This window comes from Acinetobacter sp. BIGb0102, from assembly GCF_003815055.1.
GTDB classification, from domain to species: Bacteria; Pseudomonadota; Gammaproteobacteria; order Pseudomonadales; family Moraxellaceae; genus Acinetobacter; species Acinetobacter vivianii.
The window spans coordinates 125413-148710 of record NZ_RKQE01000017.1 but is presented as its reverse complement, the minus strand read 5'-3'; the positions used below and the strand labels follow the sequence as shown (position 1 = coordinate 148710).

The 23298-nt window shown below is 41.5% G+C and carries 20 protein-coding genes and 1 pseudogene; 11 read left to right on the top strand and 10 right to left on the bottom strand.

The features are described 5' to 3' along the window. Window positions 1–72: 72 nt before the first annotated feature. Window positions 73–2247 (bottom strand): YccS family putative transporter, encoded by a 2175-nt coding sequence (gene yccS, locus EC846_RS17225; protein ID WP_004775341.1) that lies wholly within the window; start codon window positions 2245–2247, stop codon window positions 73–75. Window positions 2248–2390: 143 nt separating this feature from the next. Between yccS and EC846_RS17220 the strand changes: the two genes are divergently transcribed. Then, the gene (locus EC846_RS17220) at window positions 2391–3605 is read left to right on the top strand and encodes a multidrug effflux MFS transporter (protein ID WP_123775901.1); all 1215 of its coding nucleotides are present in this window, start codon (window positions 2391–2393) and stop codon (window positions 3603–3605) included. Between the two features lie 26 nt (window positions 3606–3631). Here the strand turns inward: EC846_RS17220 and EC846_RS17215 are convergent, their stop codons facing one another. Further along, entirely contained in the window at window positions 3632–4336 is a 705-nt protein-coding gene (locus EC846_RS17215; RefSeq protein ID WP_123775880.1) for a nitroreductase, read from the bottom strand. 425 nt (window positions 4337–4761) lie between these two features. Between EC846_RS17215 and EC846_RS17210 the strand changes: the two are divergent. From EC846_RS17210 to EC846_RS17185, 6 genes and pseudogenes are all read left to right on the top strand, one after another. Then, window positions 4762–5193: pseudogene (locus EC846_RS17210) on the top strand (hypothetical protein); the annotation flags it as partial. Between the two features lie 236 nt (window positions 5194–5429). Continuing rightward, window positions 5430–6665 carry a sodium/glutamate symporter gene (gene gltS / locus EC846_RS17205; RefSeq protein ID WP_123775878.1) on the top strand — a complete coding sequence of 412 codons (1236 nt, stop codon included), beginning with the start codon at window positions 5430–5432 and terminating at the stop codon, window positions 6663–6665. 91 nt (window positions 6666–6756) lie between these two features. Further along, window positions 6757–8232: an alanine/glycine:cation symporter family protein gene (locus tag EC846_RS17200; RefSeq protein WP_123775877.1), complete on the top strand. Its 1476-nt coding sequence runs from the start codon at window positions 6757–6759 to the stop codon at window positions 8230–8232. 159 nt (window positions 8233–8391) lie between these two features. Beyond that, entirely contained in the window at window positions 8392–9372 is a 981-nt protein-coding gene (locus EC846_RS17195; RefSeq protein ID WP_123775900.1) for a patatin-like phospholipase family protein, read from the top strand. A 228-nt stretch (window positions 9373–9600) separates the two neighbouring features. Beyond that, entirely contained in the window at window positions 9601–10794 is a 1194-nt protein-coding gene (gene sbmA / locus EC846_RS17190; RefSeq protein WP_123775876.1) for a peptide antibiotic transporter SbmA, read from the top strand. A gap of 215 nt (window positions 10795–11009) precedes the next feature. Continuing rightward, the gene (locus EC846_RS17185) at window positions 11010–13061 is read left to right on the top strand and encodes a M13 family metallopeptidase (RefSeq protein WP_123775875.1); all 2052 of its coding nucleotides are present in this window, start codon (window positions 11010–11012) and stop codon (window positions 13059–13061) included. A 48-nt stretch (window positions 13062–13109) separates the two neighbouring features. Here EC846_RS17185 and EC846_RS17180 read toward each other — a convergent pair whose 3' ends face one another. Continuing rightward, entirely contained in the window at window positions 13110–13625 is a 516-nt protein-coding gene (locus tag EC846_RS17180; RefSeq protein ID WP_123775874.1) for a chromate transporter, read from the bottom strand. Continuing rightward, window positions 13622–14194: a chromate transporter gene (locus EC846_RS17175; protein ID WP_004775326.1), complete on the bottom strand. Its 573-nt coding sequence runs from the start codon at window positions 14192–14194 to the stop codon at window positions 13622–13624. Before EC846_RS17175 ends, EC846_RS17180 begins: the two co-directional genes overlap by 4 nt. Before the next feature lie 100 nt (window positions 14195–14294). Between EC846_RS17175 and EC846_RS17170 the strand changes: the two genes are divergently transcribed. Continuing rightward, the gene (locus EC846_RS17170; RefSeq protein WP_047429744.1) at window positions 14295–15194 is read left to right on the top strand and encodes a LysR family transcriptional regulator; all 900 of its coding nucleotides are present in this window, start codon (window positions 14295–14297) and stop codon (window positions 15192–15194) included. Window positions 15195–15207: 13 nt separating this feature from the next. Here the strand turns inward: EC846_RS17170 and EC846_RS17165 are convergent, their stop codons facing one another. Beyond that, window positions 15208–15957 (bottom strand): DUF4850 domain-containing protein, encoded by a 750-nt coding sequence (locus tag EC846_RS17165; protein ID WP_123775873.1) that lies wholly within the window; start codon window positions 15955–15957, stop codon window positions 15208–15210. Between the two features lie 129 nt (window positions 15958–16086). On the opposite strand from EC846_RS17165, the gene EC846_RS17160 reads away from it, so the two are divergent. Both EC846_RS17160 and EC846_RS17155 read left to right on the top strand, forming a co-directional pair. Further along, window positions 16087–16857 carry a hypothetical protein gene (locus EC846_RS17160; protein WP_123775872.1) on the top strand — a complete coding sequence of 257 codons (771 nt, stop codon included), beginning with the start codon at window positions 16087–16089 and terminating at the stop codon, window positions 16855–16857. Between the two features lie 153 nt (window positions 16858–17010). Next, window positions 17011–17526, top strand: coding sequence for a hypothetical protein (locus EC846_RS17155; RefSeq protein ID WP_123775871.1), 516 nt, complete (start codon window positions 17011–17013; stop codon window positions 17524–17526). A 51-nt stretch (window positions 17527–17577) separates the two neighbouring features. Here the strand turns inward: EC846_RS17155 and EC846_RS17150 are convergent, their stop codons facing one another. Both EC846_RS17150 and EC846_RS17145 read right to left on the bottom strand, forming a co-directional pair. Further along, entirely contained in the window at window positions 17578–18060 is a 483-nt protein-coding gene (locus tag EC846_RS17150; RefSeq protein WP_123775870.1) for a hypothetical protein, read from the bottom strand. A 143-nt stretch (window positions 18061–18203) separates the two neighbouring features. Continuing rightward, the gene (locus EC846_RS17145) at window positions 18204–19070 is read right to left on the bottom strand and encodes a metal-dependent hydrolase (protein WP_123775869.1); all 867 of its coding nucleotides are present in this window, start codon (window positions 19068–19070) and stop codon (window positions 18204–18206) included. 112 nt (window positions 19071–19182) lie between these two features. On the opposite strand from EC846_RS17145, the gene EC846_RS17140 reads away from it, so the two are divergent. Then, window positions 19183–19803 carry a TetR/AcrR family transcriptional regulator gene (locus tag EC846_RS17140; RefSeq protein ID WP_004775313.1) on the top strand — a complete coding sequence of 207 codons (621 nt, stop codon included), beginning with the start codon at window positions 19183–19185 and terminating at the stop codon, window positions 19801–19803. 44 nt (window positions 19804–19847) lie between these two features. On the opposite strand, the gene gatB is transcribed toward EC846_RS17140, so the two are convergent. Genes gatB through gatC form a run of 3 tightly spaced genes read right to left on the bottom strand, consistent with a single transcriptional unit; the run spans window position 19848 to window position 23166 of the window. Continuing rightward, window positions 19848–21317, bottom strand: a complete 1470-nt coding sequence (gene gatB, locus EC846_RS17135; RefSeq protein ID WP_123775868.1) for an Asp-tRNA(Asn)/Glu-tRNA(Gln) amidotransferase subunit GatB — start codon at window positions 21315–21317, stop codon at window positions 19848–19850. Continuing rightward, window positions 21317–22795, bottom strand: coding sequence for an Asp-tRNA(Asn)/Glu-tRNA(Gln) amidotransferase subunit GatA (gene gatA / locus EC846_RS17130; protein WP_123775867.1), 1479 nt, complete (start codon window positions 22793–22795; stop codon window positions 21317–21319). Before gatA ends, gatB begins: the two co-directional genes overlap by 1 nt. Window positions 22796–22848: 53 nt before the next feature. Next, window positions 22849–23166 carry an Asp-tRNA(Asn)/Glu-tRNA(Gln) amidotransferase subunit GatC gene (gene gatC, locus EC846_RS17125; protein WP_004652310.1) on the bottom strand — a complete coding sequence of 106 codons (318 nt, stop codon included), beginning with the start codon at window positions 23164–23166 and terminating at the stop codon, window positions 22849–22851. Window positions 23167–23298 lie beyond the last annotated feature (132 nt).

Below are 23298 nucleotides of genomic sequence, written 5' to 3'. Positions count from 1 at the left end.
AAAAATGAGTTTAGAACTAGGTTAAGTTTAACACCTATTGGCATGCAAAGATATTATGCCAATGGCGAATGATTAGAGCGATGCATACTCTGTGCCGTCTTCATTTGGTTCATGACTCAGGCTTTGTTTCAGCATACTTAAACGGGTCAGTACACCGAGCATCAATGACAGTTGCTGCAAGATAATTAATGAGTTTTGATCATTTTCTTCATTGCGGCTTAGACGGTCACGAATGGTTTGCATCATATTTTGTGCTGATAAATCAGGGACTTCATCTCTGAGTAATGCACCCTGAATATCATCCAGTGCCTGATCGAGTAGAGATAATACTTCCTGATCCTGAATTTTTTCACGGTGTGCCCCTAACGCCGCGATATAACTTAAAAAAGTATGGCTGAGACATAGAAACTCGAAGGCTAGACTTTTTTGGTTTACATCAATATTCGGTTCGGTGGCAATGGTTGAAATCAGCGAAGCCACCTCTGCATCAGTATTGTGGGCAGCGCGTCGGACAACACGATAATTCAAGGCATTATTACGACCATGATGATATTGCTCGACCACTTCTGCAAGATATTTACATTGCGCCTGTAAAGAACGTCGGATCGAGCGGGGCAGTCTGCGGAATTTCCAGTCTGGCCAGATAAAACTGACACCAAACCAAGCCAGAGCACAACCAATCACCGTATCAATCAAGCGTGGAAAACCAGCTGCAAAGGCTGAGCCATCCAGATTAAAGTTGATTAAGGCTAAAATGGTAATAAAGGCAGTGGCTTGTGCATACTGTTTACTGCGCAATTCTAAAAATAGCACACCGCTCAGCACCAGCATGACCAGTTGTCCTTCAATCGAAGGGATAAAATAGATAATCGCAAGACCGACAATAATGCCGACCAAGGTACCAACAATTCGCAAATACAAACGGCGTTTGGTGGCGTTAAAGTTGGGTTGGCAAACAAATAGTGCAGTTAACAGAATCCAGTAGCCATAGGCGATATCCGTCATCTGGATAAAGAGATAGCCGATAAACAGGACAATCGATAAACGGACAGCATGGCGGAATAACACTGACTCAGGTGACAGATGTTGTTTGACACGCACAATAATGTCATTCCAACCTTTTAGGTCATCATCTTTGAGCTGGCTTTCCGCATGCTGTGCATTGATTTTTTGCAGATTCCGTTCGGTTTCCAGATTCTGTAATTGTGCATCAATTGATTTCAGGTTCTGATACAGCGCAAACAATGCATTAATCCGCACCTGATCATAATGTCCATCTTCGCGCAGTTTTTCCAACGACATCCTTAAATTTTCAAAACTATGCTTGAAGCGTTTGTTATGGACATAACGGGTACGACTGAGGATCGACTGAGACAAATCCTGACAGGCCTTGCCCTGAATAGACAGGATGCGCTGGAAACGGAACAGAATATCGCTGTGCTGGAAGACTTTCGCCAGTTTCTGATAATCAATATGGGCAGAATCTGCACGCTCATGAATATCTTGAGCTACAAAATAATATTGCAGGCTACGCCGTGTGTCCTTTTGACCGCGGTCACCTTTGAGACGAGTTAATAAGGACATGCGTAGATCATTAAAGATCGCCACCAGCTTGCCATTCTCCATGGCAATATCAATCATGCTTTGTTGATAACTGGATGGGGTCATATCCACATCAAACAGGTTGGACTTGGCAAATAAGAAACTACCTAGCGCAGAATAGGAAGCCGAAAGCTGATCCCGAACTTTCCGCACAGGGAAAAGCAGGAAGCTGATGGTGGAGAGTAGACCATACCAAGCCGCACCTGCGACTAAAAGGGCGGGTTGAACATACCATTGCTCAAATAAATGCACACCCAACATGGTATAGACGGAAGTGACCAGACAACCGTAAGCGATTGTGGCATAACGTCGCCCGAGTGAACCGAGTAAGATCCAGCCGATACATGAGGCAATTAATCCGATTGCAAAGGCAACAGGATAGGGGAATAACAGTTGAACCGATGCAGCAGTGATAAAAAATCCGATATAGGTATAAATCAGATTCATGATGCGTACAGAGAAGCGGTCATCAATATCACTAATCGCTGCAGCGACGACACCTAATGTTAAGGGAATCGTTGCAAGTTGATAATCTAATAAATAAGGAACAAAAGCTGTCCCTGTAAAGGCAATTAACATACGCACGTTATACATAAACGTGGTGTTATAGGTTGTTTGTTTTAAACGTCCGAACCAAGGATTCAAGGGTTGTCCTTCTTGTATTCTACAATTGAATTTTCATCGTGACTGTTCACAGGGGTAAAGTGTTCGCAGACGTTAATATTATGCACAAATCTGGTGGGGATGCTAAGCTTAGAATATTCCAAAATTTGTTAAAGTGGGGCAGTATGCAGGCCGAGCAAACCAATCAACGTCAATATTCAACAGCATGGATTATGTTGCTTGCTTTGTTAACTGCGTTAGGGCCGTTATCCATTGATATGTATTTACCTGCTTTGCCTCAAATGGCAGATGAATTCGGGGTAAGTACACAAATGGTTGCCAATACCTTGCCTGCCTATTTCTTGGGTCTGGCAATTGGTCAGTTGATTTATGGTCCTGTCAGTGACCGGATTGGACGTAAAATCCCTCTTTATTTTGGCTTGGCGCTTTATTCCATCGCCAGTCTGGCTTGTGTCTTTGCAACCAATGAATGGGCCCTGATCGCAGCCCGTATTTTTCAGGCTTTAGGTGGCTGTGTCGGTGTCGTGATGGCACGCGCTGCAATCCGTGACCGTCTGGACATGCAAGGATCTGCACAAGCATTTTCCAGCATGATGATTGTGATGGGATTAGCCCCAATTCTTGCACCGATGTTTGGGGCGTGGATTCTGAATTTTTTCCCGTGGCAAGCAATCTTTATTAGCTTGGCCATTATTGGCGTAATTTGCTGGTTCTGTGTGCATTTCTTCTTTAAAGAATCTTTGCCCGTTGAGCGTCGTTTAAAATTATCGGTCTATCAAGTCACAACATTATATGGGGCGATCTTAAAGGATGATAGTTTCCGTGTGCCGATGTTTGCGGGATGTTTAACAGGCGCAGCCTTATTCTGTTATATCAGTTCTGCTTCAGCTGTCTTCATGGGGCAGTATGGTTTATCTCAGCAAAATTTCTCTTATGCTTTTGCCTTAAATGCGGCAGGCATCATGTTGATGTCGTCGATTAATAAACACTTGAATACCCGTATGGGCATTTTCCAGCGTTTAAAGCTGGGTGGTGCGATTCAGTGTTTTGGCGCGTTGAATGTGCTAGGGGCGGGCTTTATGGTGCATGCGCCATTATGGTTACTCATGTCTGGCTTGTTCTTGGTGGTGTCTGGCATCGGTTTAACGGGGCCGAATGCGATGGCTTTGGCAATGTCTCAACAAGGCGCGCGTGCAGGCACAGCCAGTGCGATTATGGGCAGTATGCAATTTGCTTGCGGTCTATTGGCAGGGATTATCCTGAATTTCCTGTTCTGGAAAGCGTCCTTGAATATGGGCATCATGATGCTGTTATTTACCAGCGCAGGTTTCTTGGCAATTTTAAAAGTGGGTAAGTTGCAAAGCAGTCGTTCTAGCTAAAGAACTACTGCTGCATTTCTAGTGGTTTAATCTAAAAAGACGGTGAAGTTTTCAACAGGCTCGCGTGGCGTAATGAAAGTATTCACAATATGGTCAGGATCGGCATAACCCAAGGCAATCGTGCATACCAGTTCTTCGTCTTCTGGTGCACCTAAAATATCTAAAACGACTGGGTGGAAATGATTCCATGCGGCTTGTGGGCAAGTATCCAGACCACGCGCCTTGGCAGCCACCATGACATTTTGGAGCATCATGGAAATATCCATTTTGGAACCAATACCCATTATTTTATTCACGGTAAAATACAAGGCAACAGGCGCATCAAATAGCTGGAAGTTACGCAGTTGCTGCGCTGCCATTTTTTCTTTTTCGCCTTTCTGGATGCCAAGCAAGCCATAAAGTCCCCAGCCATTGGCACGACGACGATCAATAAACGGTGAAATCCATGTGTCAGGATAGTACGCAAAAGTTTCCTGATATTGGGCAGCCAGTTCAGGTTTTTGCAAAAGTTCGATTTGTGCTGCACAAACACGGTCAATCATTTCGGCGCGTTTTTGCCCTGTCACCACATAGACTTTCCATGGCTGAACATTGGTGCCAGAAGGGGCACGACTGGCAACCGTCAAGATATCTTTAATGGTTTGGGGATCAACAGGGGTATCTAAAAACGCACGTACCGAGTGACGAGATGTAATGGCCTCATCCACAAGGCGGACTTGTTCCGTGTTCATGAAGACTCCTCAACATTTTGATTTTTTAATGTTTGGAGACTATAAATCAATAAGTGTTTTTTGTTGCCAGTTTTTCAGCTATAAATTTAGGTTTGAGTAAAAAATATGCAAATAAATTAGTGGATTAACACTAATTGTTGTGAGTTTTCTATCTTTTGTCTAATTTGTGTGAAAAATAATTCTATTGGTAACATAATGAAATCGAAATAATATTTATGCATACTCAATGAAATCAATAAAACTCTTTAAATAAAAAGTACACACAATATTCGAAATTTATGCATAATACGCCCTTTTTAAAATTGATTAGGCTTTCCTTGCTGATCCGGTGAGGGGGAATTTTCTATTTAAAAGACAGCTTGAGTTTATCCAGTTCAATGTCTGTGGGAATTGTTGAAATATACACTATATACAAGGAGCTTCTCATGAGTTTATCTCTCATCCGTAAGCCGTTCGTAATGCAAGGTCTGGCAATTACTGTTGCAACCTTAATGATGAACAGTACACATGCTGCTTCAAAGCAAGAACAGATTCAGCAACTTCGTGATGAAGTGAAGGAATTAAGCGCTTTATTACAGCAATATGTTCCCCAAACAAAACAACAAAATGATAACCTTCAAGTTGCCGTAGCTCCTGCTAGTACAGGGGTTACAACCAATAATCAAAATAATCCTGCTGTTGTCACGGCTAATACCCCGAAAAAATCTCCATTAGGTTTTAGCGCTGCATCTGGTGCAGAAGTAAAGCTTTATGGTTTCTTGCGTGGTAATGCTTTGTATCAATCAAAAGGCGGCGATGGTATTTTTAACCGCATCAATAAGGTTGATCTGGAAGGCGCTGAAAAGAATAGCGACCGAGGGTAAAGATAATCGTGTAGAGGCAATGGCTTGCTATAACTTCTAAGCCATCTATCCTGCAGATGAAAATCATCCGTGAAAATTGAATCACTATAATGTGTAAAAGGTTCTTATATCGGACTGTATACTTTTTATAAAGTTGATTGAGTTTTCACTCATTTTGAGAGTTACTATTTTAGCAGTTTTGAGGTGGGGACAAGCCATCGAAGGAACTGGTGAAATAAACGGAAGAAGATATGGAATTTACTTTTAATGGTTTTTATACTCTGATTTCAGCCGTTATTGTGCTGTTATTAGGGCGTTTGCTCGTTAATAAAATTGATTTTTTAAGACGCTATAACATTCCTGAGCCTGTTGCAGGTGGTCTTGTTGCTGCGGTAGTTTCGCTACTTGTGCACTCGCTTTGGGGCTATAGCATTGTCTTTAGTAGCGAGTTACAAACCAGTTTTATGTTGATCTTCTTTGCTTCTATTGGTTTAAGTGCCAATTTCATGAAGCTTAAAGAAGGCGGTATCGGGTTGGTGATCTTCCTGGTCTGCGTTGCATCATTTATCGTGGTTCAGAATGCTGTCGGTATGAGTTTGGCAACGATGCTGGGTATCGATCCGCTGGTTGGTCTGATTGCAGGTTCAATCACGTTGACAGGTGGTCACGGTACAGCAGGTGCATGGGGTGAGATTCTTGAAACTCAACATGGGATTCAAGGTGCCTTAGCGTTAGGTATGGCGAGTGCAACGTTTGGTCTGATTATCGGTGGTATTATCGGTGGTCCATTGGCTAAATTGTTGATTAACCGCTACAGCCTTGCTCAAGCACAGACACCAGCAGAGATTAAAGATCGTGATACACATTTAGATCGACATCCTGACGAACTGGCGCCATTTGAAAATCCACATCAAGTCCGTTTAATCACTGCTGATAATGCCATTACTACTTTAGGTATGTTTGCTGCGTGTCTTGCATTCGCAGAATTCATGACAGGTTATAGTAAAGGCACTTGGTTCGAGTTACCGACTTTCGTTTGGGCACTCGGTGGCGGTGTTATTTTACGTAATATCTTAGAAAGTGTATTAAAGGTTGATATCTTTGATCGCGCGATTGATGTTTTTGGTAACGCTTCATTGTCGCTTTATTTAGCAATGGCATTGCTTTCACTCAAATTATGGCAGTTGGCAGATCTTGCTGGGCCGCTCGTCGTAATTTTAGGTGCGCAAACTATTACTATGGCATTGTATGCAGCATTCATTACTTTCCGTGTAATGGGTAAAAACTACGATGCTGCTGTATTGGCAGCTGGTCACTGTGGTTTTGGTATGGGGGCAACACCAACAGCGGTTGCGAACATGCAGGCCATTACCAACATGTATGGACCATCTCATAAAGCGTTCCTAATTGTTCCGCTTTGTGGTGCGTTCTTCGTTGATTTAATTAACGCAACCGTAATTCAATTAATTTTGAAATTCTTTGCCTAAGTTGAATCAAAAGCCCCATGCGGGGCTTTTTTACTAAATCTTTTGTAAATTAACCCTGTACTTCGGGCAGCATAGAAGAAGTGAATAGAATATGAATGAACAACTGAATGCCACGCTCATGTCGTGGGTCCAATTCTTGAATGATCCTCTATGGAACTTCTTGGTCATTTTCCTGCTATTTGTTGGGGTGTTTTATACCCTTATCACAGGTGCAGTACAACTTAGACTATTCTTTCATAGTATTAAGGTGATGAAAGGAAGTCGTAGAGAATGTGAAGATGATCACGGTATTACACCCTTTCAGGCATTTGTAACTGGCTTGGCAAGTCGTGTTGGTGTGGGGAACGTTGCTGGTGTCGCCATTGCAATTGCGATTGGTGGTCCTGGTGCTGTGTTCTGGATGTGGTTTACTGCCTTTTTAGGGATGAGTTCTGCATTTGTTGAGTCTTCATTGGCACAGTTATTCAAGGTGCGTGATAGCCAAAACCAACAATTCCGAGGCGGTCCTGCTTATTACATTACCCAAGGTCTAAAGCAGAAATGGTTGGGTATCGTGTTTGCATTGGCATTGATTCTGGCATACGGTTTTGTATTCAATGCGGTTCAAGCAAACGCAATTATTGGTGCAACTTCGCATGCTTGGGGTTGGGACAAAGCTAATCTTGTCGCACACTTAGGTGGGCTTGATCTAGAAGTTTCATGGTTAGGTATCGCGTTAGTCGTGATGACTGCGTTAATCATCTTTGGTGGTATTAAGCGTATTGCAAAAGTTGCGGAAGGCATCGTACCTTTCATGGCACTGTTGTATATTGCGGTCGCGTTGTATATCGCAGCAATTAACTTACCAATGTTGCCTGAAATCTTTAAATTGATTTTCACTAAAGCTTTTGAGTTTGAAGCGGCTGCTGGTGGTTTCTTCGGTGCGATGATTTCGATGGCAATGATGATGGGAATTAAACGTGGTTTATTCTCAAATGAAGCGGGTATGGGTTCTGCACCGAATGCCGCTGCTGCATCTGATGTAAAACATCCTGTGAACCAAGGTTTGGTTCAAATGCTTGGTGTATTTGTAGATACCTTTGTTGTGTGTTCATGTACTGCGATTATCATCATGGTATCGGGTATGTACCACGAGGCTGGTTTTGAAGGGGTGACGTTAACCCAGAAAGCCTTAGAAAGTCAGATTGGTAGTTGGGGTGGTGGTTTCCTTGCGGTCATTCTATTCTTGTTCGCTTTTACTTCAATTATTGGTAACTATGCTTACGCAGAAAGTAATGTACAGTTTATTAATAATAACCCGAAGGTCATGTTTGGCTTCCGTATTCTAGTTTTGGCAATGGTATATTTTGGTGCGATTACAAGTGTTCCATTAATCTGGTCTATGGCTGACTTATCAATGGGCTTAATGGCAACCATTAACTTGATTGCTATTTTGTTATTAACACCATACTTACGGATGTTGTTAAAAGACTATACCTCGCAGTTAAAGCAAGGCATTCAGCATCCAGAATTCAAGCTGGATAACCATCCTGAGTTTAAGAAAAAAGTTGACTCAGATATTTGGTAATTCAGTTTAATAAAGCATTGAATGAATAAAAAAAGTCCCTTTCGAGGGACTTTTTTTTATGATGTTTTTATGACAAATGCAAAGAAATTGATACATCTTTTCAAATGTGCTGGCGCTAAAATCCGACACAGAAAAATAGTCAATATGGCAACACTGCGTATGAAACAGCTTAAATTATGGACGCTTGGCCTTTCAATGATGATCTTGGCGGGGTGTCAAACGACAGCTCACATAAGTCCTGCTGTGGAAGATGCTCAAGCACATGCTGTTTCGCAACCATTTACTTATATTAAACAGCAACAAAAGCGTCCTGTGGTAGCTCTGGTGCTTGGAAGTGGTGGGGCGCGTGGCTATGCCCATATTGGTGTGATCGAAGTTTTAGAGCAACAAGGCATTCGTCCTGATTTTATCGTGGGAACCAGTGCGGGTAGTATTGTGGGGTCGATCTATGCCAGTGGAAAAAGTGCAGCTGAATTACGTGATATTGCCTTGAAGTTAAAAGCCAATGATGTCCGTGATGTCAATCTGAGTCTGAAAGGCTTTTTTGATGGAAAAAAGGTTGAAGACTATATCAATCAGCAAGTTCACAATACGCCCTTACAAAAGCTGAAAATCCCACTCTATGTGGTCGCGACAGAGTTAAAGGACGGCACAAAAACCGTATTTAACTATGGCAATACAGGACAGGCGGTTCGTGCTTCTGCTTCGATTCCAAGTATGTTTGTGCCGACCATGATTCATGACGTGGAATATGTTGATGGTGGTCTGGTCAGTCCTGTACCCGTGCAGGTGGCACGCGAATTGGGCGCAGATGTAGTGATTGCAGTAGACATTCTAGCTCAGCCGATCCATACCGAAACTACCAATGTATGGGGCTTGTTTAACCAGAATATAAATATCATGCAAGGTCGTTTGGCTGAAGAAGAGCTCAAAGAAGCAGATATTGTGATTCAACCCGATCTACGTGAGAAAGCGCATATTTTTGATGTGAAAGGCCGAGAGTCGACCATGCAGGCTGGGATTGATGCAGCCAATGAAAAACTGGCGGATATTCAATGGGCCATTCAAAGTAAAACAGACTTTTCAAAGACCGATCAGCAAAATATGGCGGTACAGCAAAACCGTTCTTTATCAAGATAACTTGGTATTCTTCATATTTATAGATGGACTTAAGTCGTTGAGTCCATTTACTAAAATGAATTTTCTATAAGAATAAGTTATAAATATTCTACAAAATGCTATTAAAAAGCGCAGAAAAATAGTAAATAACTACAAATCATAAAACTTTTCTATCAGATAGTTTTAAGTTTTGAGTCATAGGATGACGCATTAAAGTTAATTGCAGCACAACAAGGATTGTTAAACACGATGTTTAAGTCTTTTTTTCCTAATCCACGATTGTTTTTTATTTCAGTGATTGTGTGGTTATCTCTCAACATGTTGCTCTGGTATACCGGTGGGCATAGTTGGGGAGAGTATCTTGGTTTTCCTAAAGGCTATGCTGATGCTGAACTACCGATAGGTGTCAGTCGGTTCTGGGCACCTTCATTTATCTGGTTTTATTGCTGGTTCTTTGCTGCTACAGTGCTATTCGCTGGGTTCTGGCGTTTGATGTCAGATAATAAATGGCAAAGCTGGTCGATCTGGGGTTCAGCCTTTATCCTGTTTAATATCTGGTTCGGCGTGCAGGTGAGTGTTGCAATCAATGCTTGGTATGGTCCATTTTGGGATCTGATTCAAAAAATGCTTGCGAATGGTGGTGGAGACATTAAAGAACTCTATATGGGAACATTAACATTCCTATATATAGCAATGGTTGCTGTGACTTTAGTGGTTGTGAACTCTTTCTTTACTAGCCATTATGTATTTCGTTGGCGGACTGCCATGAATGAATATTATACCGCTCATTGGGAACAATTACGTCATATTGAAGGTGCTGCTCAACGTGTGCAGGAAGACACGATGCGCTTTGCCACGATACTTGAAGATTTAGGGGTAGAGTTGATTAAAGCTGTTATGGTCTTAATTGCATTTTTACCTTTATTATTTGAGTTTTCAAAACATGTCCCAGAGCTTCCTGTTGTAGGGGAAATTAGCCACTCTTTAGTTTGGGCTGCGATAGTATGGGCGATTTTTGGTACTGTGTTATTGATGGTTGTAGGTGTTAAATTACCTGGACTGCAATTCAATAACCAGAAAGTCGAAGCAGCTTATCGTAAAGAGTTGGTATATGGTGAGGATCATGCAGATCGTGCTGATCCACTGACATTAAAAGAATTATTTACAGGTGTACGGAAAAACTATTTCCGTCTCTATTTTCATTATGCTTATTTCAATCTGGTCGCAATTTGGTACAAACAGCTCGATATTCTCTATAGTTTGATGGTTCTATTCCCAGCAATCGCTTCAGGTAAGATGACTTTGGGTCTAATTAACCAGATAGGTAATATTTTCGATAAAGTCCGAGAATCCTTTCAATATCTGATTACTTCTTGGAAAACAATTGTAGAGTTACTTTCGATTCATAAACGTCTTAAAGCTTTTGAAAAAATCTTGGATTAGTTTAGTCATTTATATAGCAAAGCCTTGGTTCAATACTAAGGCTTTTTTTATGGGCGATGATTTTTTGTGTATTAGTTTTTATGTGAAAAGTGAATATATATTGCAGGGAAAATGACTTTATTCAGCAAAAGTGTTTCACTATAGTCTGTTGATAAAATTAATGATCTCTCATTTTTCTCTTGTATCGCTTAGAACTTAAATAAACAGGATAAATCATGAAACCTTTATTGCTTAAAAGTGCCTTGGCCGTTGCGCTGACTGCGACAACAATAAATGTCTGGGCAGCTCAAGCCATTCAATCTGCCCAAACTCAAAAAATCTCAGGTATTGATCAACAGTATATTGATCAGAATGGCAGTGCAAATAATGACTTTTATGATTATGTGAATGGAACATGGCTGAAACAAACTGAAATTCCAGCGGATAAGGCACGTTGGGGTGCATTTAATGAGTTACATGAATTATCAACCAATCAATTACATCGCATCGTTGAAGACTTGACTGCACAAAAATGGGCAGCAGGCAGCGTAGAGCAAAAGATTGCCAGTCTGTATGCCAGTTTTATGGACGAAAAAGCGATTGAAGCGCAAGACATCAAACCTTTACAACAGGAGTTGGCACGGGTCGATGCACTTCAAAGCAAACAAGGTTTTGCCCAGTTAATGGGGCATTTTTCTCGAATTGGCGTCAGAACGCCGTTTGATATCAGTATTGGACAGGATATGAAGCGCTCTGATGTGATGATTGCAGGATTGGTGCAACGTCGATTGGGGTTACCTGATCGTGACTACTATTTAAAAGATGATCAGAAATTTGTAGAAACGCGTGCAAAATATCTCAAGCATATTGAACGTATGCTGCAACTGTCAGGTGATCAGCAAGCGGCTCAACATGCAAAAGAAATCCTGACGCTTGAAACCGAGCTGGCGAAGATTCAGTGGAGCAATGTTCAGAATCGTGATTTATCCAAGCGTTATAATATTTATAAAACCAAAGATCTAAAAAAATTGACGTCAACATTTGACTGGAACACTTATCTCAGCTCGGTTGGGGTGAAGGATAAAATCCAGACCATTCAGGTGAACCAGTTAAGTTATTTTCAATCCCTTGATCCAGTGATTGATCGAACTCCTTTAAACGTTTGGAAGGCTTATTTTAAATGGAATCTCATTAGTAGTTTTGCGCCTTACCTGAATAAAGCTTTTGTCGATGAAAGCTTTGCCTTCTACGGTAAGACCTTACGTGATGTTGCCGAACAGGAAGTGCGCTGGAAGCGTGGTGTACAAACTGTGAATGGGGTACTGGGCGATGGTCTAGGTAAAATCTATGTGGAAAAGCATTTTTCTGCGGATAAAAAACAACGCATGGATGCTTTGGTTCAGAACCTGATACAGGCTTATGATCAAAGTATTAGCCAATTGGACTGGATGAGTCCTGAAACTAAAGTACAGGCCAAAAAGAAATTATCCAGTTTGTCGATTAAAGTAGGTTATCCGAAGAAATGGCGTGATTACTCAGCGCTAGATATTAAAGAGGGTGACCTCATTGGTAACGTGATTCGTGCCAGCGAGTTTGAGCATCAAGATGATTTAGATAAACTAGGTAAGCCAGTGGATCGTGATGAATGGTTTATGACACCGCAGACGGTGAATGCCTATTACAATCCATCATCTAATGAAATCGTATTCCCAGCCGCCATTTTACAACCGCCATTTTTTAATATCGATGCCGATGATGCGGTTAATTATGGGGGCATCGGCAGTGTCATTGGACATGAGATTAGTCACGGTTTTGATGATCAGGGTAGTCAGTTTGATGAATTGGGCAATATGCGCAATTGGTGGACTGCACAAGATCACAAGCGCTTTAAAGCCAAAACACAGGCTTTGATAGCACAGTACAATGCCTATGAACCGATTGCAGGGTATCACGTCAATGGTGAACTGACTTTAGGTGAAAATATTGCAGATAATTCTGGACTATCGATTGCCTATAAAGCCTATCAAATTTCATTGGCAGGCAAGCCAGCACCTGTTATTGAAGGTCGAACTGGTGAACAGCGTTTCTACATGGGTTGGGCACAGGTCTGGCGTGCCAAGACCCGAGAAGCTCAAGCGATTGTATATTTAAAAACAGATCCACATTCGCCAGATAAAGTTCGGGCCAATGGCGCTTTAGTCAATCAAGCACCGTTCTATGATGCGTTCAAGATTAAGAAAGGGGACAAAATGTATTTGGCGCCTGAAAAACGGGTCAGCATCTGGTAATTCGAGATTCAATAAAAAACCTGCATCAAGCAGGTTTTTTATTACTTGTTAGAGGAAGGCGATTCCCAGTCCAGCACCCACAGCCATCACCCAAAGCGGATGAATCTTTTTAAACATGCCGAGGATTGCGGTCACGATTACGATCATGACCAGCAGCAGGTTTTGTGCAGATGCATCTGCAATCAACCATGCACTGACCAGCACTAAACCTACAGTAATCGGTTTTAGGGCTTTTTCAAAACGAGCGCGTAGTGGATTAGCTTTAAAACGTTCCCAGAATTTAAGCGCGTAAATGGTAATGATGGATGAGGGACCAAATTTCGCTAGTGACGTAACCAGTAGTCCTGCTGGGCCTGCGACATGCCAACCAACCAAAGGCACAATCATCATATTCGGGCCGGGGGCCGCTTGGGCCATCGCAAACAGTGAGCTAAATTGCTCGGCAGTGAGCCATTGATGGACAGTAACAACCTGATGCTGCATCTCAGGCAGAATGGCATTACCACCACCAAAAGCCAGCAATGAAAGTTGAGTAAAAACGATGGCAAGAGTGAGTAAGATCATGATTTTTTCACTCCTAAAACCAGCATGTTAATTGCGAGTAGAATGGCCAAAGTCAGTGCCAGTGGTAGCTTGATCCAGATCATAAAGACAAAGGTCAATCCAATGGTAAAGATGGTCAGGTAACTTTTTAAGATCGGTCTGAGCATCTTCAATCCTGTTGCAAACAGTAAGCCTGCCGCCGCTGCCGCTAGACCTTGAATCATATGTTTGACTGCTGGGAGATACTGAAAATATTCATACACCTGATAGATGATCAGCACGATTGCGGTTGGTGCGGAGATCAACCCAAGCACTGAGCTGATTGCGCCTTTAACACCTTCAAATTCCATGCCAATCGCAACAGCCATATTGATGATGTTGCCGCCAGGCAATAATTGGCAGACGCCTAACAAGTCGGTAAATTTGCCTTCATCTATCCATTTGTGTTCTTCAACGATGATGCGATGAGCCAAGGGTAAAACCCCACCAAAACCCATCAATCCCAACTTCATAAATCCCGTGAATAATGCCTTACAATCAGGAGCAGTTGTGATGGGCTCATTCTGTATTGATAGGGCTTGGGCTTTCATTGGATAACCTTTCTGTTCAACTTCATGAGCTATAGCATGAAAGATTTATGGTATATTCACAAATGCTATTTTTGCTGTTAGATATACTTTTAAGGTATGTATGATTGATATCCATAAACTGAACGCATTCGTTGCTGTGGTTGAGGAAAGTAATATTTCCAAAGCGGCCGTTCGACTACACATGCAACAGCCACCTTTGACCCGACTGATCAAAAGTCTGGAAGAGGAACTGGATACAACATTGCTCAAACGTTTGCCGCGTGGGGTTGAAGTCACCGAAGCGGGGAAGGCTTTATATCAGGAAGCCATCACGATTCTGGCACATGCCCAATCTATTCCGAAACGGGTAAAAAATATTGCCCAAGGTCTGGAAGGACAGATCAATATCGGTTTTACCAATTCGGCTGGTTTACATCCATTTCTGCCTGCCTTATTGCGTGAGTTTCGAGAGAAGTTTCCAGCCGTTGCCATTCATCTGGAAGAAAAAAGCAGCAGCTCCTTAACCGATGCAGTAATTAATCAAGAACTAGATATTGTGTTTTTACGCAAGCCTGCGCCGATTCGTATTGGACTGCAAAGTCTGCATGTGCTGGATGAACCATTAATTGTGGCATTACCCAGTAATCATCCTCTAGCTGTCGAAGAGGGGCCAATTCGACTGCTAGACCTCGAGCCTTATGAGTTTGTATTATATCGCCGTATTGCTGGACAGGATCTGTTTGATAATATTTTGGCGAACTGCTATCAGGCTGGTTTTAATCCCAATATTGTGCAGGAAGCACCGCGCTTAACTTCAAGTCTTAATTTGATTGCTGCGGGGATCGGCATTTCCATTGTGCCCGCTTCAATTCAGGATTTCTGGAACAAGCAGATTGTCTATCGCAGTCTGGAGGCGAAAAAACCCTGTATTGCCCCTATTTATGCGATTTTTCGAAATAAAGAAAACAATGTTCGGGTCGAGCATTTCCTGAATCTACTCAGAGCCAGCCAATCTGCTTAAACATCCTCACAGGCTAATGGCTAAAATGATAAAAATTTAAAATCGTCCCGACCAAAGGCTGTTGGGATTTATCTAGGGTTACTTTAATGATCCTGAAGTTAAAGTCGCCATCATCGATATATTTAGCCACACCATGGGTTTTGTTATTCAGCTTTGGAATCTGATAACTAAAGAAGGCCACTTGTTTGGAAGGATGTACAAGGTTGACTAATTTCTTTGGATCTTTATATCCACCATATTCATTTTCAATACTTTGTTTTAGCAAGTCTGGAAAATAAAGGCTGGCATAGGGCATACCACAGCCAATACAAACAGATGAATCATAGAGTTCAATGGCCTGTTTCTGATTTGGACTCATGAGTAATGCTGAGCCTGTACCATTTGCCCCTGCATGCGCTTCGATATCGCGCCAGTCTCTAGGTACAAGTACAAGACCAATTTCAGGAAGTGCAACCAGTTTAAGTTGTTTGGCCTGATCGGCGGCTAATTTAAAATTGAAATGACAACTTTTTGCCGTACAGGTTTTAAAATCTTTTAATAGACCATCATCGACAGGATTTGGCGCAGTAATACCATAGAAGGGTACACGAACGTCATTGGCAAAGGAGGCTTCACCCAGTGCATAGATTTGGTTTTGGGTTTGACGTTGTTGTGCTGTATTTGAGAATTGAGGAAAATTCGGTTTGAAATTGTGAATCTCCGCATGCGTTACCGAAGTGAAGATCGAGAATACAAAAGCAAAAGTGGTAAGGAATATTTTCATTTTTAATGGCGTGTTTTAAGTTTCGCTTTAAATTAACATATTTCGGATGGTGAAGATTTATCACAAAATCAAAATCAAGCAATTGTAAAATTATTGGATAAATCGATAAAAATAGCCTAAGGAAATACCATGTTTAAAAATAACAATAGATTGAGTCGAGTCATTTTCACTGCTGTGTTGAGTTATATGAGTGTCTCTACTTTTGCTGCGCCATTACAGATTCTGGAGTTTAAGAAAGCACAACTGAGCCAGTCAGAACAAAAACAACTCTGTGAGCAAGTCAAAGATATTTGTACGCAGCAAGCAAAATGGCTGAGCTTAAAAATACCTCCTCAAGATGTATGGTTATTATCTGAGGGAAATATTGTCCAGTTTAATCACTCAGATTCAGGCTTTAAGTTATTGAAGCAATGGCATATTCCATTAGTACCTGACGAGGAGATGGCAAGATCAGGACAGTATATTTTTCCTAAACTATTTCCGATGGATCAGAACCGTTATGCCATTGCGGTGATTGATACTTTTTCTGAAATGTATTCAGGTGGTGGGGCGGGGATTGAGCGTGCCAGTTTTTATGAATTAAAGGATTCAGGCAAAACCCATCGCTTTATTGAAAATTATCCTTTTAGTTTTAATCGCATGATTCGGGCCTGTTTCTCGGAACAGGATTATGAGAATTCCAAAGGCAACTGTCATGATGAAGATGGGTTGAGTCTGGATATCCGTCCGATCAAGCCAATGTTATGGCAATTCCGTTATCGTTACAGTCTAGATATATCACCTGCATCAGATTCGGGTGAGAAATCGTTTAAAGGCAGTCGCAACCTGAATATTGATTTAAATAAAGTGCCGAAGCAGCCGAATATTCCTGCATCATGGGATTATGCAGGTATGGAATAAATGCGCATTCAGGAATATAGGATTGTTTTAGAGGATCATTTTACACTTTGTCAAAGCTTTAAAGGCGTGGGCTTACGCAATTTACAGCGTCATAACAGATGATTTGCCTTGTACATGGTACAAAGGGAAAAATTGCAATTTGGAACTGTGCTTATGTCTCATGTTTATACTTCTGCCCGCCGTAAATTTTTTCGTTTAAGTTGTTCTGCGTTCATGGCTGCGGCTGTGCTGGGTACAACCCAAGTGGCAATGGCAGGGCCAACAGTCGATCAACTGAGTGATTGTTTGGTGAAAGCGACCACCGCAGCGGATAAAACCACAGTTTTGCAATGGACGTATAGTGCTTTGGCTGCACATCCTGATTTAAAGGCGTTTAGTAATGTCACACCTGAGCAGAAAACCCAGTTGGATCAGAAGTTGGCACAGGTGTTACAGCGTGTGATTGTGGAGCAGTGTTCGACGCAGACTAAAGCCGTGATTCAGGCGGAAGGTGTTAAGGCTGTTGGAGAGGCTTTTCAGCAGTTAGGTCAAAGCGCGGGTGAGGATATTGTTAAAGATCCAGCGGTCAGACAGCAGTTGCAAGGCACGTTGCGCTATATTGATTTAAATAAATTGGTCACGACTTTTTTAACACCTGATATTTGGAATAAGTTGGGTGTGATACGTTAATAAGTTATAAAATCCCTCGTTCATGAGGGATTTATTTTATTGCATTTTTATTTATCGTAATGAGCATGCTTTACCTTCATATTCATAACGGTGAACCTTATATTCTTGACCATCCCAACGGAATACAGAAAAGCAAAAACCAGAACCTTTATTAATAAGATCTGGCCAACCATCTTTACCTTTTGTGTCTAAGAAAGTTGGAGTGCCTCGGTTTTCGACGATCATTTTCCATATCCCTTTTTTCTGTTGGGAAATGATGTGATAACCAACCATTTCTCGACCATAACATGTTGAGTCAGCATCTGAAATAATGGCATCTTTTAGTCCATCACCATTTAAGTCTTTATATGTAGTGATTTCACCTATATCGCAGTTACCTTCCCAACCATATTTTGTTTTTGAAAAGCCCGCTGCTTTAAAAATAGCCTCAGTATCAGCTTTAGGAACTTGAGGTGTTTGTGCAAAATTAGAATTGCTGATTAAAAGTAAACAAGTGCTAAGAAATAATCTCTTTTTCATAAATTTAACGATCATGTTAGTTTTGATTTGAAAAATTATTGTGCAGGTATTTTACCTTATAAAATAAGAAAACCCGCTATAAAAAGAGGGCTTTCTCATAGATGTTTTCATTACTTGTCTAACAAGACTGTTAAAGGATTTTCTAACTCTAAAATCAATCAGCTTTTAAACGCACTTTTTAAAATACCATTTTCACCAAACAATTTTTCTCGATATTCTGCTTCGAGCTGTTCAGTCTGCATGTGTAGGGGATTGAAATCTCTATCTCGTACATCCAGCATCTCAACCATTGCTTTAGTGATAATCCCTACACGATTAATTCCTCCAAAGCCTAGATATACACCATCTTTGAGCTCCCGAAACGAAAACTGAATATCACTCCGTCTTAATATTTTGATCCAGTAATGAAAAAGTACAGGAGAAAGGAGTTTGGTAACCCTACTGAGTGCAATCCTTCTATTTTTAACCGTATTACCACCTATGGCATTCAACACATCAAATGCCACAGATTTATGTTCTAACTCTTCCAGCGCATGCCATTCCCATAGGTTTCTACTGTCTTGTGTCGTTCTCTGTTTAATTAATGGATCAGTTAATAATAACCGTGCAAGCGTTGCCGTATAGTGTTCCATCACCACGGTTGCGGCTAATTGTTCAACTTTAGGAAGTTTCCGAAATTCATCTAATTTTGCTTTGGTCTTGGCTTCTATCTCTATAACTTCTGGGTAATCCGAATGAATAAGATGCTCATTTAGAGATTGATGTTCCCGACTATGAAATGCTTCTTGCGCAATAAAATTTCGGATATCTTCTAGTAATTTTTCATCTTTAATTTGATCACGGACATTTCGAATACTCTCGATAAAAAACATTTCTCCAGGTGGAAACATGGCGGAAAGAACCACAAACAATGAGGTAACAACGAGATTATCTTCATAGTAAAAAGAAAACTTTTTGCTTTTATCAAAAGGAATAACCACATTACGACGAACGATTTTGTGTAGAGACGGTGCCGCTATATTCATTTTCTTCTTTCCTTAGCAGTGGGTGATAATTTGAACAGTTTTGAGTTTCTCTATACAATTTATCAATGAATTTATACGGAAAAAAGACGGATTTTATAGGGAGATTTTTAGAGTGGTAAATATAAGAAAACCAAAGCAAAGTAGATCAAAAAACACCTATAATTCTATAGTTGATGCAGGATTTATATCAGTAAAAAATAATGGATTGGATCATACAACTGTACTGAAAGTATGTGAGATTGCAGGGGTTGGTTCAGGAAGTTTTTATGAGTATTTCAAGAATAAAGAGGCACTGTTTATAGAAATGCAGCAATATTTTATTGCTGAGCTGGCAAATGTCATTTATGCCGTGATTCCAGAGATTCAGGATATGGAAATTCCCGCAGCGATCAGATCAATTTTTTTGAAAATTGGTGATTTTTTGGCAAAGGATGATAATAAATATTTTTATTGGGTGAGTGTTTCAGGGAAATATAGTACAGAGGCAAGTCATGTGAAGGCTGTAAAAGCCATCAATACGTTAGCGATTGAATATGCGGTAAAACATCCAGAGGTTTTGAGAATAAAAAATCTGAAATTGATGGTTTATATTTTAATTAACTCAAGTGTTGCGCTCACGATGAACTTCTTTTCATCTCAAAATACAGGCTTTAGCTTTGAAGAGTTAATTGATTGCTTAATTGATATTACGATGTCCTATATTGATGATGATCGCAATAAGTTAAAGATATAAAAAAACCCGCTCTAAAGCGGGTTTTACTTTGAAATCAGATGGTATTAACCAATCAATTTCTTCATTAATTCATTCACTTGAGCAGGGTTAGCTTTACCCTTAGATGCTTTCATCACTTGACCGACAAGACCGTTAAAGGCTTTCTCTTTACCAGACTTGTACTCTTCAACCATTTTTTCGTTGGCTGCAAGCACTTCTTTGATGATTGCTTCAATCGCGCCTGTATCAGTTTCTTGTTTCAAGCCTTTTTCAGCAATGATGTCATCCGCAGATTTACCTTCTGCTTCCCACATAAAGCCAAACACTTGCTTCGCGATTTTACCGCTGATGGTGTTATCGACAATACGTGCGATCATGCCACCTAACTGCTCAGCTGAAACAGGAGAGTCCGCCAATTCTAGGCCAGCTTTGTTTAAAGCACCTGAGAATTCACCCATTACCCAGTTTGCAGAGACTTTACCTTGTTTCGCACCGCCAGCAGCAGCCACAACCGCTTCGTAGAAGTCCGCCATTTCGCGTGACAGCGTCAATACGTGCGCATCGTATTCAGTCACACTAAAGTCAGCGATAAAGCGTGCACGGCGTGCTTTAGGCAATTCTGGAAGGGCAGCGCGTGCCGCTTCGATTTGCTCATCAGCAATGATTACTGGTAACAAATCTGGATCTGGGAAGTAGCGATAGTCGTTCGCTTCTTCTTTCGAACGCATTGAACGGGTTTCCATCTTGTTCGGGTCGAACAAACGGGTTTCCTGATCGATCTCACCGCCGTATTCCAAAATTTCCATTTGGCGTTCAATTTCAACATTGATTGCTTGTTCAATGAAACGGAATGAGTTGAGGTTTTTCAACTCGCAACGTGTACCAAAAGGTTGACCCGGACGACGAAGCGACACGTTACAGTCGGCACGGAATGAACCTTCTGCCATGTTACCGTCAGAAATACCTAACCAACGCACGAGCGTGTGAATCGACTTGATATAGGCAACTGCTTCTTCAACCGAACGCATATCTGGCTCAGATACGATTTCAAGCAATGGTGTACCTGCACGGTTTAAGTCGATACCCGACATACCTTCGAACTGGTCATGGATCGATTTACCTGCATCTTCTTCAAGATGGGCACGGGTTACGCCAATGCGTTTCACAGTGCCGTCTTCAAGCTGGATATCGATATGACCCAAGCCCACAATCGGATTATCCATCTGGCTGATCTGGTAGCCTTTTGGAGAATCTGGGTAGAAGTAGTTCTTACGTGCAAACACAGAGGCTTGATCGATATAGGCATCGATACCCAAACCGAAGCGAATCGCAAGATCAACCACTTCAGCATTCAATACAGGTAAAACACCCGGCATGGCTAAATCAACAAGGCTGGCTTGCGTATTTGGATCTTGTCCAAATTCAGTCGATGAACCCGAGAAGATTTTAGACTTGGTCGCCAACTGCGTGTGGATCTCGATCCCGATAACGACTTCCCAACCGTCAATTAACTTTAACTTTTGAGCTTCAGTCATTATGCATTCTCCTCAGCAATTGCCGCACGTTTAGTATGCCAGTCTGTATTTTGTTGATATTGATGCACAATCGAAAGCAATTGTGATTCTGACCAATAGTTACCAATCAACTGTAAACCTACAGGTAAGTTGTCTTTATCAAAACCAACAGGTGCGTTGATGGCTGGTAGACCTGCCAAGTTCACAGCAAGGGTATAGATATCGCCTAAATACATTTCAGTCGGGCTGAGGTTGGCACCGATTTTGTAGGCGGTTGTGGGTGCTGATGGTGCAGCAATCACGTCTACATTTTCAAAGGCTTTCAAGAAATCTTGCTGGATCAAACGACGAACTTTTTGTGCTTTGACGTAGTATGCATCGTAATAACCTGCAGAAAGGGCATAAGTCCCGATCAGGATACGACGTTGTACTTCTGCACCAAAACCTTCTGAACGTGAACGTTTGTACAAGTCCATCAAGTCCACAGGATTTTCACAACGATAGCCATAACGAACGCCGTCAAAACGTGACAGGTTCGAAGATGCTTCTGCAGGAGCGATCAAGTAGTAAGTTGGTACATAGGCTTCAGTCATGTTGAGATCAACCTCAACTAAGGTTGCGCCCATCTCTTCAAGCTTTTTCAATGACTCTTCAACGCGTGCTTTCACATCTGCATCTAAACCAGCAACATTGAAGTACTGTTTTGGAATACCAATGCGTAAACCTTTCACCGCCGTGCCGTTTAGGTTGGCAACATAATCATCCACTTCTTTATTGATCGAAGTAGAGTCTTTGGCATCATGACCCGCAATCACATTCATTAAGTATGCACAGTCTTCCGCCGAGCGCGCCATTGGGCCGCCTTGATCGAGAGAGGATGCATACGCAATCATACCGAAGCGAGACACACGACCATAAGTCGGTTTTAAGCCGGTTAAGCCACAGAATGAAGCAGGTTGACGAATTGAGCCACCTGTATCTGTACCTGTCGCAATCGGTGCGAGATCAGCCGCAACTGCTGCTGCAGAACCACCCGATGAGCCACCCGGAACGTGATCCAGTGCCCATGGATTCGAGGTTGCGCCGACATAAGAATTCTCAGAGGTTGAACCCATTGCGAATTCATCCATGTTCACCTTACCTAAAGTCACGAGACCCGCAGCTTTGGCTTTTGCAACAACCGTTGCATCGTAAGGTGAAATGAAATTATCCAGCATTTTTGAACCGGCAGTGGTTTTAATGCCTTGGGTACAAAAAATATCTTTATGTGCAAGTGGAATACCTGCCAACGCGTGTGCATTGCCTGACTTAAGTGCAGCATCTGCGGCATCTGCTTCAGCAAGTGCCTGTTCTGCGGTTATCGTCACATAACTTTTTACTTTTGGGTCAATGTGGGCAATACGCTTTAAATAATGTTCAGTCAATTCGCGTGATGAAAATTGGGCTGTTTTTAAGCCTTCAGAGAGTTCACGGATTGATAAGCGATGTAAATCTGTCATATGAAAAATTTCTTTACATTCTAAATATAAAATATTGACTAATCGAATAAAACTTATTCAATTACGCGAGGTACGAGGTATAAACCTGCTTCTGTAGCAGGTGCGACCGCTTGATATTCATCACGATGGTTGCTTTCAGTCACAACGTCAGCGCGTAAAGGTTGCGGATTGTCAAATGGGCTCTTTAAAGGCTCAACATCATCGGTATTAATGCCTTTCAAGCTTTCCATCATGCCAAGGATTTTATTTAAACTTTGAGCATATTCAGCAGATTGCGTGTCATTGAGAGATAAACGGGCAAGGTGTGCAATTTGCGATACCGTTTGCGCATTTAAGTCTGTTGTCTGCTGAGCATCTGATGATGTAGACATAACTTTACCTAATTCAGTATTAAAAAATTTCAAAATATCGTGCGTTATAATAAGCGATTGACTTGTTCAAATCATCACATTTAGTTAAAGTTGCCACCTTGTATTCACACAAAGTTTAATTGAGAACGCCCC